The sequence below is a fragment of the Mesorhizobium sp. M0938 genome, from assembly GCF_040319125.1.
GTDB classification, from domain to species: Bacteria; Pseudomonadota; Alphaproteobacteria; order Rhizobiales; family Rhizobiaceae; genus Mesorhizobium; species Mesorhizobium robiniae.
The window spans coordinates 115346-129304 of record NZ_JAMYNS010000003.1 but is presented as its reverse complement, the minus strand read 5'-3'; the positions used below and the strand labels follow the sequence as shown (position 1 = coordinate 129304).

Genomic DNA, 13959 nt, shown 5'->3' with positions numbered 1-13959 from the left:
CTGGTTCTAACAGGTGAAATCCAGCCCGGGCGCTTCAACGCCCGGGCTGTTCTGTTTCGTGACTGGATCAAGGCAAACAGAAGGAACAGGGGGAAATCGGTAGCTGAATAGAGTCCGTGGGATGATTTCGTGGGATCCGTTGATGGCGGATGAAATCACAATCGCGTGATTCAAAACTCTTGAAAGGGCGCTTCCAAGCGGATAGGTCTGATCCTATCCACCCCGGGGGTGTGGCGAATGATGACGAACGAAACGATTCAAGAGGATGACCTCTCTGATCATTTTTCGGTTTTTTCTTCTCAGATTTCCAAGATAAAATACAGTTACAACAAGATAAGAGAAGTAAAGTCGTTCAGGATCGGGGAACTATTTTCAGCATACCGGGATATACTTTGGGATGATGGGCGGCATAAATACAATGTCAGCTCTTTCATCGGCGAAATAGACGAGATTCTCCTCGGAGAGCGTTTCAGCGCCTTTGACCAGAGTACCCTGGATAACCTTATCGGCACCTTGCGCCAGCGCGGCAACAGCAACGCAACCATCAACCGGAAGATGGCTGCTCTCAGCAAACTGCTGCGCAAGGCTCATAAGATGGGGGATATCCACAGCCTGCCCGAGTTCCGCCGCCAGAAGGAGCGGGCGGGACGGATTCGTTTCCTGGAGAGGGACGAGGAGGCACGGCTGTTCGCCGCCATCAAGAGCCGCAGCGAGGATGCCTACCGGCTCTCCGTTTTTCTAGTCGACACCGGATGCCGCCTCGGCGAGGCGCTCGGCCTGATCTGGAATGATATCCAGGAGCATCGCGTCAGCTTCTGGATCACCAAATCCGGCCGCAGCCGCACCATTCCGATGACCGAACGGGTAAAAGAGGTGATCAAGCTGCCGGCCACCGAGGGCCGCCGGCCCAAGGGCCCGTTCACCAAGCTCAGCCAGGCGCAGTTTCGCGCCATCTGGAACGATGCGAAAGCCGAAATCGGTCTTGCCGCCGACGATCAGGTTGTGCCGCACATTCTGCGCCACACCTGCGCCTCGCGGCTTGTCCAGGGCGGCATAGATATCAGGCGCGTGCAGATGTGGCTCGGTCACCAGACGCTGTCGATGACCATGCGTTACGCGCATCTCGCCACCAATGACCTCGACGGCTGCGTCACCGTGCTGGAAACGCCTCGCGGCGGGACGGCTGGAAGCGCCGAAAGCTCTGTATTTTCGTCCCCATTGACGGCGCCTTCCGCATCGCCGAGCGAGCATAAGGCGGAGCCTGCAGCCGCAAAGGCACCGCGGAAAAGCTCGAAAGCCAAATAAGCCAAGGCCATTTTCTATACTGTTGTAACTACCCCGGGACCGATCAGGTCTTGGGGTTTACTTTATCTGGACTTGAGCTCTGCCTGATTCAAAAAAGCGGCAATAGCACCAGGCAGGGCGCCGGTCTCGAGGAAAGGCGCGTGGCCTTGGCCCTCGACGGTGATCGTCTCGATGTCGGGATGGCGCTTTCGCATCTGTTGAAGCGTTTCGGCGGACAGCAGTTTCGAATTGGTTCCGCGTATGGCAAGCAGCGGGATCGCCGCCAGCGCTTCGAACTGCGGCCACAGTACCGGCAACGGCTGGGTCAAATCGAGTCCGGCCAGCGTGTCGATCAGCCTCGGGTCGAAATCCGGCATCAGCCCTTCCTCCGTCTCCCGGCAGAGGGCCGATACCATCCGCTCCCAATCGGCCCCGGTCAGGGCTGGAAAGTCGCTGCCATGCGCGCCGCGCAGGGCACTGATCGCCTCGGCATGCGTTTTCGGCTCCGGCGCGGGCTCGAGATAGGAGCGGATATGGGCGAGACCGGCGGCCTCGACCACCGGGCCGATGTCGTTGAGAACGATGGCTTTCAGCACCGATGGCCGCATCGCGCCGAGCACATGGATGATCAGCCCGCCGCGCGACGTGCCGATGAACGCGGCCTCTTCGATAGCAAGCGCCGCCAGCCCGGCGAGGATATCACCGGCTTCGACGCCGACAGTGTAGTGGCTGATATCGGGGCCGTAGGCGGACTGGCCGCGCCCGCGATAGTCGAAGGCGATGATTTTTCGCGGTCTTTCCTCCCGTCGCGACAGGTGCAGTGCCAGCTCATGAAAGTCGCGGCTATTGCGGGTGAGGCCGGGCAGGCAGACGACCGGCCAGTGGCCGGAGTTCGCTTCGCCGTAGATACGTGCGTGGAGTTTCAGCCCGTCCGGCGAGGCGTAGAAGAAGTCGGAAAAACCGCTCGACATTTGGACTCGATTCCTCGCCGTTGCCGGATCCTCACGACTGCTACAGGCGAGGGGCGGGGTGGTCAAATCGACTTCGTCGTCGGCTGGGCAGAGGGGACGCGAAGGATCGCCAGCCTCTGGCCTAATCTGCCTTCCTTTGGTTCAACTCCGCCCGTTCACCAGATCTCCGGCAATGTCGTATTTCCCGGAAATGCGCATCTTGTAGACCTCGTAATTCTCCATCACGCGTTGGACGTAACCTCTTGTTTCCGTGTAGGGAATCCGCTCGATCCAGTCGACGACGGCATCGATGTCCTTGCCGCGCGGGTCGCCGTATTTCGCCACCCACTGGGCGGCGCGGTTGGGGCCGGCATTGTAGCCGGCGAAGGTCAGCACGTAGGAGCCGTCGAAGCGGCCGAGCTGCTCGCCAAGGAAGGCGGCGCCCAGCGTCGCATTGTAGCCGGCGTCAGTGGTCAGCCGCGCCTGCGAGAAGATCATTCCGGCTTTCTTCGCCAATTGCCTGGCGGTATCAGGCATGAGTTGCAGCAGGCCGCGCGCGCCGGCACTGGAGACCGCACCGATGTTGAACTCGCTTTCCTGGCGCGCGATCGCGTAGGCCAGCGCCTTGCCCGAACCGGAAATGTTGGCGGTGTCGGGAATGACGCCGAGCGGATGCGACAGCGCGCCGACATCGATGCCGCGCGCGCCGGCGATCTTGCCGACTTTCAGCGCCAGGAAATGATTGCCCTGCTTTTCCGCCATCCCGGCCAGCAGCGCCAGCTCTCCGGGGCTGGTCAACTGTCCGGCGAGGTCGCGGTAAAGCGTGTCGGCGTAACGCTCATAGCCAGCCTCCTGCAGTCGCTTGATGGCGCTGACCGCCTCGCGGTTGGCGAAATTCCGGCGGTCGGCGGTATCAGGCGAGGGATAGGCGATGTTGAGCACCTGCCGGCCGACGCGCTCACCGGCAAGCTGGCCGTAGAAGGTCGTGCCGTAGGCGGCGGCACGGGTGAAATGATCCTTCGCACTGCCGGGACCACCGGCTTCGGCCGCACGGCCGAGCCAGTAATAGGCGCGCGACAGCGATATCGGCCCCTGGGTGAGATCGGCGATCCGCGCGAAATGCTTGGCAGCGATGTTGGGGTCGTTGAGACCGCGCAGCGCATACCAGCCGGCATGGAACTCTGCATCCGCCGCGCTGGCAGCACTTTCGGCGGCATGTGCTGCGACGATTCTGTAGGCGGTCTTCATGTCGCCCTGGTCGACCAGTTCGCGCGATAACACTCGACGCTCGGCCCACCAGGCATCCGGATCGACCAGCGCATTGCGATCACTTGGCGCCTTCATCATCATTGCGGCGGCGGCGGAAAACTTCTCCTGTTTGCGCAGATATTCGGCCTGCGCGAAGACAAAGCCGGCCGAACGCTGTGCGGCGGGCACCGCCTTCAGCAGTTTCGCCGCGCTCTTGTCGCCCCTGTCCGCCGCTGCCCAAGCGTCCGCCAGTTGCTGGGCGCCGGCAAGGTCGGCGACACGCAGCGCGGAATTGACCCGGTTGGCATAGAACATGCGCTCCATGCGGAAACGGTGGTCGGCTACGGGGATCAGCTTGCCGAATTCCTGGATGATGTGAGCTTCGTCCTTGGCTTCCAGTTTTTCGGTGCGCCAGAAAGGCGACAGCACCGAGCGCGCCGCCTTGACGTTGCCCCGCGACACATAGGAGCGGGCGAGGATCATCACGCCCTCGACTGTTTGTGGCTGGCTGCCGCCGAATGCCTGCACCACGATCTCAGGCGCGGGGTTCTCGCGGTAGAGTGCGCGCTCGCTGTTCTTGCGCAAGGCGATCGTGCCCGGCCAGTTCGGCAGCATTTTCGCAGCATCGGCGATCTCGCCGCTTGGCACCTTGTCGCCGCCATAGCGGGCAATCGCCCAGGCAAGGATATGCTGGTCGAGCGAATTGACCGGCAGGGTCTCGCGCACTTTTCGCGCACCGGCAATGTCGTTTGCCGCCAGCGCGTCGAGGCCGCTCTTCAGCCTGGCGACGCTGGCGGACGGAGATCCGGTATTCGGCAGGCCTTTATCCTGCAAGCCCGTATCCGGCAGGCTTGGCATCGGAATGGCCGACGTGACCTGCGCATCGACTTTGCCGGTGGCCGCCACGCTCGGCGTCATCAGGAGGATTGCGCCGAACAGCGCGACAAAATGAGGCTGCCTGGTCGGCATGGTCGTCGTTATTTCCTGTCTTGCACATAACCAACAGGCACAGATCAACTGAAGCCTAATCGGCTGCTATGAAGAGCCGGTAAACAAAGGGTAATCAAGGTCGTTCAAATTGCGCTTGCTGGCACTACTGCCATGCTTGCCGCGCAACAGTGTCGAGACTATGGTGCGCCGCTTCGCTTTCGGCTAGAAGGCGCGCGACAAGAAATACCAAGAACCAGAGAAGTCCCAAGGAGTTGGACGACATGCTGAGAGGCTCGCTTACCGCGCTCGTGACACCGTTCGAAAAGAGCGGCCGTTTCGACGAGAAAGCCTTTCGCGCCCTTGTTGCCTGGCAACTCGCCGAAGGCACGACGGGCCTGGTTCCGGTCGGCACGACAGGCGAGTCGCCAACGTTGTCGCATGACGAGCACCGCCACGTCGTCAAGATCTGCATCGAAGTGGCCAAGGGTCGTGCTCCGGTCGTCGCCGGCGCCGGCTCCAACAACACCGAAGAGGCGGTTGGCCTGGTGCAATATGCCGAGAAGGCGGGCGCCGACGCGGCACTCGTCGTCACGCCCTACTATAACAGGCCGACGCAGCGCGGGCTCTATGCGCATTTCGCCGCGGTTGCCAAGGCGACTAGCCTGCCGATCATCATCTACAACATTCCGCCGCGCTCGGTGATCGACATGATGCCCGAGACGATGGGCCAGCTGGCGCACGACTTCAAGAACATCGTCGGCGTCAAGGATGCCACCGGGAAGGTTGAGCGCGTGTCCGAGCAACGCGCCACCTGCGGCAAGGATTTCATCCAGCTTTCCGGCGAAGACGCCTCGGCGCTCGGCTTCAACGCCCATGGCGGCGTCGGCTGCATCTCGGTGACGTCGAATGTCGCGCCGCGGCTGTGCGCCGAATTCCAGGAGGCGACGCTTTCCGGCGACAACGCCAAGGCGTTGGAGTTGCAGGACCGCCTGCTGCCGCTGCACAAGGCGATTTTCATCGAACCCGGCGTGTCCGGCGCCAAATATGCGCTGTCGAAGCTCGGCAAGGTCGAGAACGTGCTACGTTCGCCGCTGATGACGGTCGAGCAGTCGACCGCCGAAAAGATCGATGCGGCGATGAAGCACGCCGGCTTGATTAATTAGGGATGAGGCGCCACCTCTCCGCATCATGAATCAAGTCAGAAAAGCCGATCCCAACAACAAGACCGTAGCGGAAAACCGCAAGGCGCGGTTTTCCTATGAGGTGCTCGACACGATCGAGGCCGGCCTGGTGCTGACCGGAACCGAGGTGAAGTCGCTGCGTCAGGGCCAGGCCAACATCCAGGACAGTTACGCCTCGGTCGAGGGCGGCGAGATCTGGCTGATCAACTCCTATCTGCCGGAATATCTGCAGGCCAACCGCTTCAACCATGAGCCGCGCCGCCGCCGCAAACTCCTGCTCAACAAGCGCGAGATGGCCAAGCTGTCGCAGAGCGTCGACCGCGAAGGCATGACGCTGGTGCCGCTAAAAATCTATTTCAACGACCAGGGCCGGGCGAAGGTGCTGCTCGCCGTTGGCCGCGGCAAGAAATTGCACGACAAGCGCGAGACCGAAAAGCAGCGCGACTGGTCGCGCGAGAAGGGCCGGCTGCTGAAGGAGCGTGGGTAGGCTGGGAACCTCCCTTTTGAAGAAGCCGATCGTGCTGTGGGGGGCGGCCAGCCTGATCCTGGCATGCCTGCTCGTCGCGGCGGCCTATTTCTACTTCCAGTCGTTTTCTCCGGACCGCAGCAAATATCCGGTCAGAGGTATCGACGTTTCCCATCATCAACGGCAGATCGACTGGCGCCGTGTCGCCGCCGACGATGTTGCCTTCGCCGTCATCAAGGCGACCGAGGGCGGCGATCATGTCGATGATGCTTTTGCCACCAATCTGCGGGAAGCCCGCGCGGCCGGCCTGGCGGTCGGTGCCTATCATTTCTTCACCTTCTGCAGGCCTGGCGCCGATCAGGCGCGCAATTTCATCTCCGTCGTGCCGCGCGATCAATCGCTGCTGCCGCCGGTGGTGGATATCGAATTCGTCGGCAATTGCCCGCGGCGGCCATCGCCCGAAGAATTGCATGCCGAACTCTCCGCTTTCCTGCGCCCCGTCGAGGCAGCCTTCGGCAGGACGGCGATCCTCTACGTGACCGACGAGGCTGCGCGGGTCTATGCCGGCCAGATCGCCGGCCGCCCGCACTGGGTTCGTTCGCTGGCGCTGTGGCCAGGTCATGACGACTGGATCTATTGGCAATACCACGACAAGGGTCGCGTCGACGGCATCACCGGCGATGTCGATCTGAATGTCCTTCAGGGCGGGCAGGAAACGCTGACGACACTGTCCGCAGCGCCACCTGAATCCATGCCTTCAGAAAACCCGCGAACACCCTGAACGGATTCAGGAATATCGCCACTGGTGAGGCGCTTCTCGGTCTCTCTTACGCCGCCGCCTGCGATGTCTGCGGGCTGAGGGCAACATTCGCATCGCCCCAGGTCTTCAGGGCGGTGATCACCGGTTCCAGGCTCCTTCCGCGCGGCGTCAGGCTGTATTCCACCTTCGGCGGCACCTGCGGGTAGACCTTGCGCGCAATCAGCTCATCCGCCTCCAGCTCGCGGAGCTGGTTGGTCAACATACGCTGCGTGCAGTTCGGTATCCGCCGGCGAATCTCGTTGAAGCGCAGCGTGCCCTCGAACAGATGGTAGAGCACGACGCCTTTCCACTTTCCGTCAATGTAGCGGAGCGTCCCCTCCACGGTGCAGCCGGGGCTGCAATCAAATCGCTCGTGGCGAATACGCGGCATAACGGTATCCTTTTCGACACTATGTGCTTTATATGTGCATTCTTGCGCACAGTGATCGTAGACAGCATGTCTAGACCATGATCTCGAAAAGTGGAACCCGGTTTTCGGAAAAGGTCATGGTCAAACAAAAAGATGCACAACAGCGATCATGGAGATGAAGATGCGCGCAGTCGGTTATCAAATACCAGCTCCCATCACCGACGAGGCCTCCCTCGTCGATATCGAACTGCCGAAGCCCGAGCCCAAAGGCCGCGATTTGCTGGTCGAGGTGAAGGCGATCTCGGTCAACCCGGTCGATACCAAGGTGCGGCGCAGTTCCGCTCCCGAAGCTGGCCAATGGCGGGTACTCGGCTGGGATGCCGCCGGCCGGGTCGCCGCGACCGGCGCGAATACGAGCCTGTTCAGGCCCGGCGACGATGTCTTTTATGCAGGCGCTTTTGCGCCGCAAGGCACCAACGCCGAATTCCATCTCGTCGACGAGCGGCTCGTCGGCCGCAAGCCAACCTCCCTCGGCTATGCTGAAGCGGCGGCGCTGCCGCTGACGGCGATTACCGCTTGGGAGACCCTGTTCGATCGTCTCGACGTCAGAAAGCCTGTCGCGGGAGCGGCACCCGCCATCCTAATCACTGGCGGCGCTGGCGGCGTCGGGTCCATCGCAGTGCAGCTTGCCAGACAGCTGACCGGGCTGACGGTGATTGCCACCGCGTCGAGGCCTGAAACACGGGACTGGGCGCGCGGGCTCGGCGCCCACCACGTCGTCGATCATTCCAGGCCGCTGGCCGCCGAAGTCGCGGCACTTGGCATCGGTGCCCCCAGCTTCGTGTTCTCGACGACGAACACTGATCAGCATCTGGCCGAGATCGCCGAGTTGATCGCACCGCAAGGACGTTTCGCGGTTATCGACGATCCGAAGTCGCTCGACATCAACCCATTCAAGCGCAAGAGCGTCTCGGTACACTGGGAGCTCATGTTTACCCGCTCGATGTTCGAGACGGCGGACATGTCGGCGCAAGGCGAACATCTGAACGAATTGGCTGGGCTCGTCGACACTGGTACGATCCGCACGACGCTTGGCGAGACTGGCGGCCGCATCAATGCCGCCAACTTGAAGCGCGCCCATGCATTGATCGAAAGCGGCAAGGCCAAGGGCAAGATTGTCCTAGAGGGCTTTTAGCCAGGCTGACGACGGCCGTCCGACTCTATTTCTGCAAAAACGCCGCTATCTCACTGAACACGTTGAGGAACATCGCTTCCGTCAGCACGCCGGTGTTGGTGTTGTAGCGCGAGCAATGATAGCTGGAAAACAGCGTGATGCCGCCGGCCTGCTGCTGTCCGCCATGCCGGAAGGGATGGGCGGCAACACGCCCGCCCAGCGCCCGCACGGTCGACTGGTGCGCGATCGAGCCTAGCGCCAGCACGGCGCGCAGGTTTTTAAAACGCGCGATCGTCGGCACCAGGAACGTCCGGCAGGTGGCAATCTCGGCGCCGACCGGCTTGTTCCCCGGCGGCACGCAGCGAACCGCATTGGTTATCGCCGTGCCGACAAGCTCCAGCCCGTCATCGGGCCGCGCCTTGAATTGGCCGCGGGCAAAGCCATGTGCGATCAGCGTGTTGTAGAGCAGGTCGCCGGCATAGTCGCCGGTGAAGGGGCGTCCGGTGCGGTTTGCGCCGCGCAGGCCCGGCGCCAGTCCGACGATCAAAAGCCGCACCGCATCCTCGCCCTCGGGCGGCAGGAAGGTCGGCACCGGCGCATTGAACCAGGACGGCTCGCGCTGCCGCCATTGCGCGATAAAATCGTGCAGCCGCGGGCAGAGCGGGCAGTCGCGATCGGGCTCGGGGGAGGCGACCGACGGCGCGGTCAAGACCGCCGTCAATAGTCGTCCTCATCGGCTTCGGCAGGCTCGGGCCGACGCACCGGCCGCTCCGACGGATCGCGGCCGACCTCGCTCTTCAGCGTCATCAAGTCGATGAAATGGTCGGCCTGGCGGCGCAGATCGTCGGAGATCATCGGCGGCTGCGAAGCCATGGTGGAGACGATCGAGACCTTGCGACCGCGCCGCTGCAGTGCCTCGACCAGCGTGCGGAAATCACCGTCGCCGGAAAAGATGACGTAGTGGTCGACGACGTCGGCGAGTTCCAACGCATCGACGGTCAACTCGATGTCCATATTGCCCTTGATCTTGCGGCGGCCGGTCGAGTCGGTAAACTCCTTGGCCGGCTTGGTCACCACCTTGAAGCCGTTATAGTCGAGCCAGTCGATCAGCGGCCGGATCGAGGAGTATTCCTGATCCTCGACCAGCGCGGTGTAATAGTAAGCGCGCAGCAGGTAGCCGCGCTTCTGGAAGCTCGACAAAAGCCTGCGGTAGTCGATATCGAAACCGAGCGCTCGCGACGTGGCGTAAAGATTGGCACCATCGATGAAAAGAGCGATTTTTTCACGAGGGTCGAACATGGAAAATATTCCTTTTCGAAAATAAGCGGCCGTCTAAATGCGCGTGACTATCGGTCGGCTTGAAATAACCCACTGACCTCAGTCATTCGAGATAACGCCGGTTTTACGGCAATCCAAGGGTATGATGCTGCATAGCAAGCAATTGTGATCGGTGCCGTATCGTCGCAGGCGGCGCGCGCCCAGACCCCGCCTCGGGCGGCCCGGGGCTTGCCCCCGAACTGGCAGCGCCCCTGGCCGCGGACCGGTATCGCCAAAAAGCTTGTATTTTGGCGGCGTTCGGGTTATGGACCGCGCCTGTTTTCCATTAAATCCAGGCATGAAAGGGGCAGCTCATGGCCCGCGTAACCGTTGAAGATTGCATCGACAAGGTCGATAACCGCTTCGAGCTCGTGCTTCTGGCCGGCCATCGTGCTCGTCAGATCAGTCAGGGCGCGCAAATCACCGTCCCTCGCGACAACGACAAGAATCCGGTCATCGCACTGCGCGAGATCGCCGAGGAGACGCTGTCGCCCGACGATCTCAAGGAAGACCTGATCCACTCGCTGCAGAAGCATGTCGAGGTCGATGAGCCGGAAGCCGATGGCGAGGCGATCGCCGATCAGACCGGTACCGCTGTCGCGGCAACCGATGCCGACGACACCGAAGACAACATCACCTTCGACCGCATGACCGAGGAAGACCTCCTGGCCGGCATCGAAGGACTGGTACCGCCGGAAAAAAGCGACGATTATTAATCTTCGCAACGACTGCCGACACTTTCGCGTCGGCGGTTTCGTGGTTATCTATGACATGCGCCGTACGCCAGTGCGGCGCATGATTCATTTCAGCCTTGCGAGATCCCGCCCATGATGCGTCAGTATGAGCTTGTCGAGCGCGTCCAGCGCTACAAGCCTGACGTCAACGAGGCGCTGCTCAACAAGGCCTATGTCTACGCCATGCAGAAGCATGGCCATCAGAAGCGCGCCTCCGGCGATCCCTATTTCTCGCATCCGCTCGAAGTCGCCGCCATCCTCACCGAAATGCACATGGACGAGGCGACGATCGCCGTTGCCTTGCTGCACGATACGATCGAGGACACCACGGCGACCAGAGCCGAGATCGACGAGTTGTTCGGTCCGGAAATGGGCAAGCTGGTCGAAGGTCTGACCAAGCTGAAGAAACTCGACCTCGTCTCCAAGAAAGCCGAGCAGGCGGAAAACCTGCGCAAGCTCTTGCTGGCGATCTCGGAAGACGTTCGCGTGCTGCTGGTCAAGCTTGCCGACCGCTTGCACAACATGCGCACGCTCGACCATGTGCCGGAAGCCAAGCGCCTGCGCATCGCCGAGGAAACGATGGACATCTATGCGCCGCTGGCCGGGCGCATGGGCATGCAAGGCATGCGCGAGGAGCTCGAGGAGATCGCCTTCCGCTTCATCAATCCGGAAGCCTACCGCGCCGTCACCGCCAGGCTCGCCGAAATCTTCGAGCGCAACAAGGGCGTGCTGTCCGAGATCGAGAAGGCGCTGTCCACGCTGTTCGAGAAATATGCGATCAAGGCCGAGGTCAAGAGCCGCCAGAAGAAGCCGTGGTCGGTGTTCCGCAAGATGGAGGCCAAGGCGCTGTCCTTCGAGCAGCTGTCCGACATTTTCGGCTTTCGCGTCGTCGTCGATACCGTCGAGGACTGCTACCGGGCGCTCGGCGCCATCCACACGACATGGTCGATGGTGCCCGGCCGCTTCAAGGATTACATCTCGACGCCGAAGCAGAACGACTACCGTTCGATCCACACCACAATCGTCGGACCGTCGCGCCAGCGTGTCGAGCTGCAGATCCGCACCTACCAGATGAACAAGATTGCCGAATATGGCGTTGCCGCACATTCGATCTACAAGGACAGCGGCGGCAAGGTGAACGGCACCGCCCATGCGATCTCGAAGGAGACCAACGCCTATGCCTGGCTGCGGCGCACTATCGAGCAGCTTGCCGAGGGCGACAATCCCGAAGACTTCCTCGAAAACACCAAGCTGGAACTGTTCCAGGACCAGGTTTTCTGCTTCACGCCCAAGGGTATGCTGATCGCGCTGCCGCGCGGCGCCACGCCGATCGACTTCGCCTACGCCGTGCACACCGAAGTCGGCGACACCTGCGTTGGCGCCAAGGTCAACGGCCGCATCATGCCGCTGATGACCGAGCTGAAGAATGGCGATGAAGTCGAGATCATCCGCTCCAAGGCGCAGGTGCCGCCGGCGGCGTGGGAATCGGTCGTCGTCACCGGCAAGGCGCGCTCGGCGATCCGCCGCGCCACCAAGAATGCCATCCGCAAGCAGTATTCGGGTCTCGGCATCCGCATACTGGAGCGCGCCTTCGAGCGGTCAGGCAAGACCTTCACCAAGGAAAGCCTGAAGTCGGTGCTGCACCGGCTGGCGCGCAAGGACATTGAGGATGTGCTGGCCTCGGTCGGCCGCGGCGAACTTGCCTCCACCGATGTCATGAAGGCGGTCTTTCCCGACTACAAGGACGAACGCGTCACGCTGGCCGCGCCCAAGCAGCGCGAGGAGGGCTGGTCGAAAATCCGCAATGCCGCCGGCATGCTGTTCCAGATTCCGGGCCGTGCAGCGCGCAAGGATAAGGACCAGCCAAAGGACGGCGCCGTGCCGATCCGCGGCGTGCGCGGCGACTTGCCGGTCCGCTTCGCGCCGGAAGGTGCCGTGCCCGGCGACCGCATCGTCGGCATCGTGCAGCCGGGAACCGGCATCACCATCTATCCGATCCAGTCGCCGGCGCTGCAGGCTTTCGACGACCAGCCTGAACGTTGGATCGACGTGCGCTGGGACATAGACGAGCGCACCAAGGAGCGCTTTCCGGCGCGCGTCTCGGTCACCGCCATCAACGCGCCGGGCTCGCTGGCCGACATCGCGCAGGTCGTTGCGTCCAACGATGCCAACATCCATACATTGTCGATGGTGCGCACCGCGCCCGATTTCACCGAAATGCTGATCGATCTGGAAGTCTGGGATCTGAAGCACCTGAACCGGCTGCTATCGCAGCTCAAGGACAATTCGAGCGTCAGCGATGCGCGGCGCGTGAATGGGTGAATAGTGAATAGTGAATAGTGAAAGAAAGGTGCTCTCACTACTCACTACTCACTACTCACTACTCACTACCATTCACCATTCACCATTCACCATTCACCATGGACATGGAGCGAAGAATGAACACCGACGAAGTGCTGGGCATTTTCCGTGAAGCCGGTGCCGTTCTCGAAGGGCATTTCATCCTGACGTCGGGCTTGCGAAGCCCGGTCTTCCTGCAGAAGGCACGGGTGTTCATGCATGCCGACAAGACCGAGCGCCTGTGCAAGGCGCTGGCCGAAAGGATCCGCGCCGCTGTGTCCGGGAAGATCGACTATGTCGTCGGCCCGGCGATCGGCGGCCTGATTCCGGCCTACGAGACCTCGCGCCATCTTGGCGCACCGGCGATCTGGGTCGAGCGGGAAGGGGGCGAGTTCAGGCTCCGCCGCTTCGAGATCGCCAAGGGCTCGCGCGTCGTCATCGTCGAGGACATCGTCACCACCGGCCTGTCGATCCGCGAGACCGTCGACTGCTTGCGCGCGCTTGGCGCCGACGTGGTGGCCGCTGCCTGCATCATCGATCGCTCGGCCGGCAAGACCGATGTCGGCGTGCCGCTGATCGCGCTCGCCGAATACGAGGTTCCGGCCTATCCTGCCGACAAGCTGCCGCCCGAACTCGCCGCCATACCGGCAATCAAGCCGGGCAGCCGCAACATATAACTGAGGGCGCTGCCGTGATTGCCGGCATCGATCATTTCGTGCTGACGGTTCGCTCCGTCGATGACACCTGCGCCTTTTATCAGCGCGTGCTCGGCTTCAAGCGCGTCGACACGCCGAACCTGCCGACGGCGCTGCTCTTCGGAACGCAAAAAATCAATGTGCACGAGGCAGGCCACACTTTCGAGCCGAAGGCCAAGACGCCGACTCCGGGTTCGGCGGATTTCTGCTTGGTCGCCGCCCGCCCGCTCGGCGAGATATGCGCCAGTCTCGAGGCCAATGGCGTTGCCGTCGAAGTCGGGCCGGTCAAGCGGATCGGCGCCCGTGGCCCAATGATGTCGGTCTATTTCCGCGACCCGGACGGCAACCTCGTCGAGGTCAGCGAGTACCGGAAATAACAACCCTCAAATTCGTAGTGTCTCAACGTCGGCAATGGCGGCTGGCGTTCCGCAGGCGCTCTGGTCGATGGACGATCTTTGCGAAAAGATGGAC

General features: G+C 62.0%; 14 protein-coding genes. 9 read left to right on the top strand and 5 right to left on the bottom strand.

Annotated features, from left to right (window positions below):
• The first annotated feature begins 237 nt into the window (after positions 1-237).
• The gene (locus NKH73_RS05900; RefSeq protein ID WP_352929010.1) at positions 238-1305 is read left to right on the top strand and encodes a tyrosine-type recombinase/integrase; all 1068 of its coding nucleotides are present in this window, start codon (positions 238-240) and stop codon (positions 1303-1305) included.
• Positions 1306-1367: 62 nt separating this feature from the next.
• Here the strand turns inward: NKH73_RS05900 and NKH73_RS05895 are convergent, their stop codons facing one another.
• Positions 1368-2255: an alpha/beta fold hydrolase gene (locus NKH73_RS05895; RefSeq protein WP_352929008.1), complete on the bottom strand. Its 888-nt coding sequence runs from the start codon at positions 2253-2255 to the stop codon at positions 1368-1370.
• 141 nt (positions 2256-2396) lie between these two features.
• On the bottom strand, positions 2397-4451 hold the full coding sequence (locus NKH73_RS05890; RefSeq protein WP_352929006.1) for a lytic transglycosylase domain-containing protein: 2055 nt from the start codon (positions 4449-4451) through the stop codon (positions 2397-2399).
• Between the two features lie 242 nt (positions 4452-4693).
• Between NKH73_RS05890 and dapA the strand changes: the two genes are divergently transcribed.
• The 3 genes from dapA to NKH73_RS05875 are packed head-to-tail and all read left to right on the top strand — an operon-like array spanning position 4694 to position 6840.
• A complete protein-coding gene (dapA, locus tag NKH73_RS05885) occupies positions 4694-5575 on the top strand; it encodes a 4-hydroxy-tetrahydrodipicolinate synthase (RefSeq protein ID WP_352929004.1) in 882 nt (293 codons plus the stop codon).
• 25 nt (positions 5576-5600) lie between these two features.
• A complete protein-coding gene (gene smpB, locus NKH73_RS05880) occupies positions 5601-6080 on the top strand; it encodes an SsrA-binding protein SmpB (protein WP_023719895.1) in 480 nt (159 codons plus the stop codon).
• Between the two features lie 16 nt (positions 6081-6096).
• Positions 6097-6840: a glycoside hydrolase family 25 protein gene (locus NKH73_RS05875; RefSeq protein WP_352929002.1), complete on the top strand. Its 744-nt coding sequence runs from the start codon at positions 6097-6099 to the stop codon at positions 6838-6840.
• A gap of 46 nt (positions 6841-6886) precedes the next feature.
• On the opposite strand, the gene NKH73_RS05870 is transcribed toward NKH73_RS05875, so the two are convergent.
• The gene (locus NKH73_RS05870) at positions 6887-7249 is read right to left on the bottom strand and encodes a winged helix-turn-helix transcriptional regulator (protein ID WP_352929000.1); all 363 of its coding nucleotides are present in this window, start codon (positions 7247-7249) and stop codon (positions 6887-6889) included.
• Positions 7250-7409: 160 nt separating this feature from the next.
• Here NKH73_RS05870 and NKH73_RS05865 point away from each other — a divergent pair, with 160 nt between their 5' ends.
• The gene (locus NKH73_RS05865; RefSeq protein ID WP_352928998.1) at positions 7410-8423 is read left to right on the top strand and encodes a zinc-binding alcohol dehydrogenase family protein; all 1014 of its coding nucleotides are present in this window, start codon (positions 7410-7412) and stop codon (positions 8421-8423) included.
• A 25-nt stretch (positions 8424-8448) separates the two neighbouring features.
• Here NKH73_RS05865 and NKH73_RS05860 read toward each other — a convergent pair whose 3' ends face one another.
• Both NKH73_RS05860 and NKH73_RS05855 read right to left on the bottom strand, forming a co-directional pair.
• A complete protein-coding gene (locus NKH73_RS05860) occupies positions 8449-9123 on the bottom strand; it encodes a uracil-DNA glycosylase (protein ID WP_502893860.1) in 675 nt (224 codons plus the stop codon).
• Positions 9120-9701: a LabA-like NYN domain-containing protein gene (locus NKH73_RS05855; RefSeq protein WP_352928996.1), complete on the bottom strand. Its 582-nt coding sequence runs from the start codon at positions 9699-9701 to the stop codon at positions 9120-9122. Before NKH73_RS05855 ends, NKH73_RS05860 begins: the two co-directional genes overlap by 4 nt.
• Before the next feature lie 332 nt (positions 9702-10033).
• Between NKH73_RS05855 and rpoZ the strand changes: the two genes are divergently transcribed.
• The 4 genes from rpoZ to NKH73_RS05835 all read left to right on the top strand — a co-directional run bounded on the left by rpoZ (position 10034) and on the right by NKH73_RS05835 (position 13865).
• On the top strand, positions 10034-10435 hold the full coding sequence (rpoZ, locus tag NKH73_RS05850) for a DNA-directed RNA polymerase subunit omega (protein WP_126107177.1): 402 nt from the start codon (positions 10034-10036) through the stop codon (positions 10433-10435).
• Positions 10436-10546: 111 nt separating this feature from the next.
• Positions 10547-12775 (top strand): RelA/SpoT family protein, encoded by a 2229-nt coding sequence (locus NKH73_RS05845; RefSeq protein WP_352928994.1) that lies wholly within the window; start codon positions 10547-10549, stop codon positions 12773-12775.
• A 116-nt stretch (positions 12776-12891) separates the two neighbouring features.
• Positions 12892-13470 (top strand): orotate phosphoribosyltransferase, encoded by a 579-nt coding sequence (gene pyrE, locus NKH73_RS05840; protein WP_352928992.1) that lies wholly within the window; start codon positions 12892-12894, stop codon positions 13468-13470.
• A 14-nt stretch (positions 13471-13484) separates the two neighbouring features.
• Positions 13485-13865 carry a VOC family protein gene (locus NKH73_RS05835; RefSeq protein ID WP_352928990.1) on the top strand — a complete coding sequence of 127 codons (381 nt, stop codon included), beginning with the start codon at positions 13485-13487 and terminating at the stop codon, positions 13863-13865.
• Positions 13866-13959: the final 94 nt, after the last annotated feature.

What these genes read in the sequence shown, in the direction of transcription:
- NKH73_RS05900 (WP_352929010.1), top strand. Translation starts at nt 238, where the DNA reads ATGATGACGAACGAAACGATTCAAGAGGATGACCTCTCTGATCATTTT.
- NKH73_RS05895 (WP_352929008.1), bottom strand. Translation starts at nt 2,255, where the DNA reads ATGTCGAGCGGTTTTTCCGACTTCTTCTACGCCTCGCCGGACGGGCTG.
- NKH73_RS05890 (WP_352929006.1), bottom strand. Translation starts at nt 4,451, where the DNA reads ATGCCGACCAGGCAGCCTCATTTTGTCGCGCTGTTCGGCGCAATCCTC.
- dapA (WP_352929004.1), top strand. Translation starts at nt 4,694, where the DNA reads ATGCTGAGAGGCTCGCTTACCGCGCTCGTGACACCGTTCGAAAAGAGC.
- smpB (WP_023719895.1), top strand. Translation starts at nt 5,601, where the DNA reads ATGAATCAAGTCAGAAAAGCCGATCCCAACAACAAGACCGTAGCGGAA.
- NKH73_RS05870 (WP_352929000.1), bottom strand. Translation starts at nt 7,249, where the DNA reads ATGCCGCGTATTCGCCACGAGCGATTTGATTGCAGCCCCGGCTGCACC.
- NKH73_RS05865 (WP_352928998.1), top strand. Translation starts at nt 7,410, where the DNA reads ATGCGCGCAGTCGGTTATCAAATACCAGCTCCCATCACCGACGAGGCC.
- NKH73_RS05855 (WP_352928996.1), bottom strand. Translation starts at nt 9,701, where the DNA reads ATGTTCGACCCTCGTGAAAAAATCGCTCTTTTCATCGATGGTGCCAAT.
- rpoZ (WP_126107177.1), top strand. Translation starts at nt 10,034, where the DNA reads ATGGCCCGCGTAACCGTTGAAGATTGCATCGACAAGGTCGATAACCGC.
- NKH73_RS05845 (WP_352928994.1), top strand. Translation starts at nt 10,547, where the DNA reads ATGATGCGTCAGTATGAGCTTGTCGAGCGCGTCCAGCGCTACAAGCCT.
- pyrE (WP_352928992.1), top strand. Translation starts at nt 12,892, where the DNA reads ATGAACACCGACGAAGTGCTGGGCATTTTCCGTGAAGCCGGTGCCGTT.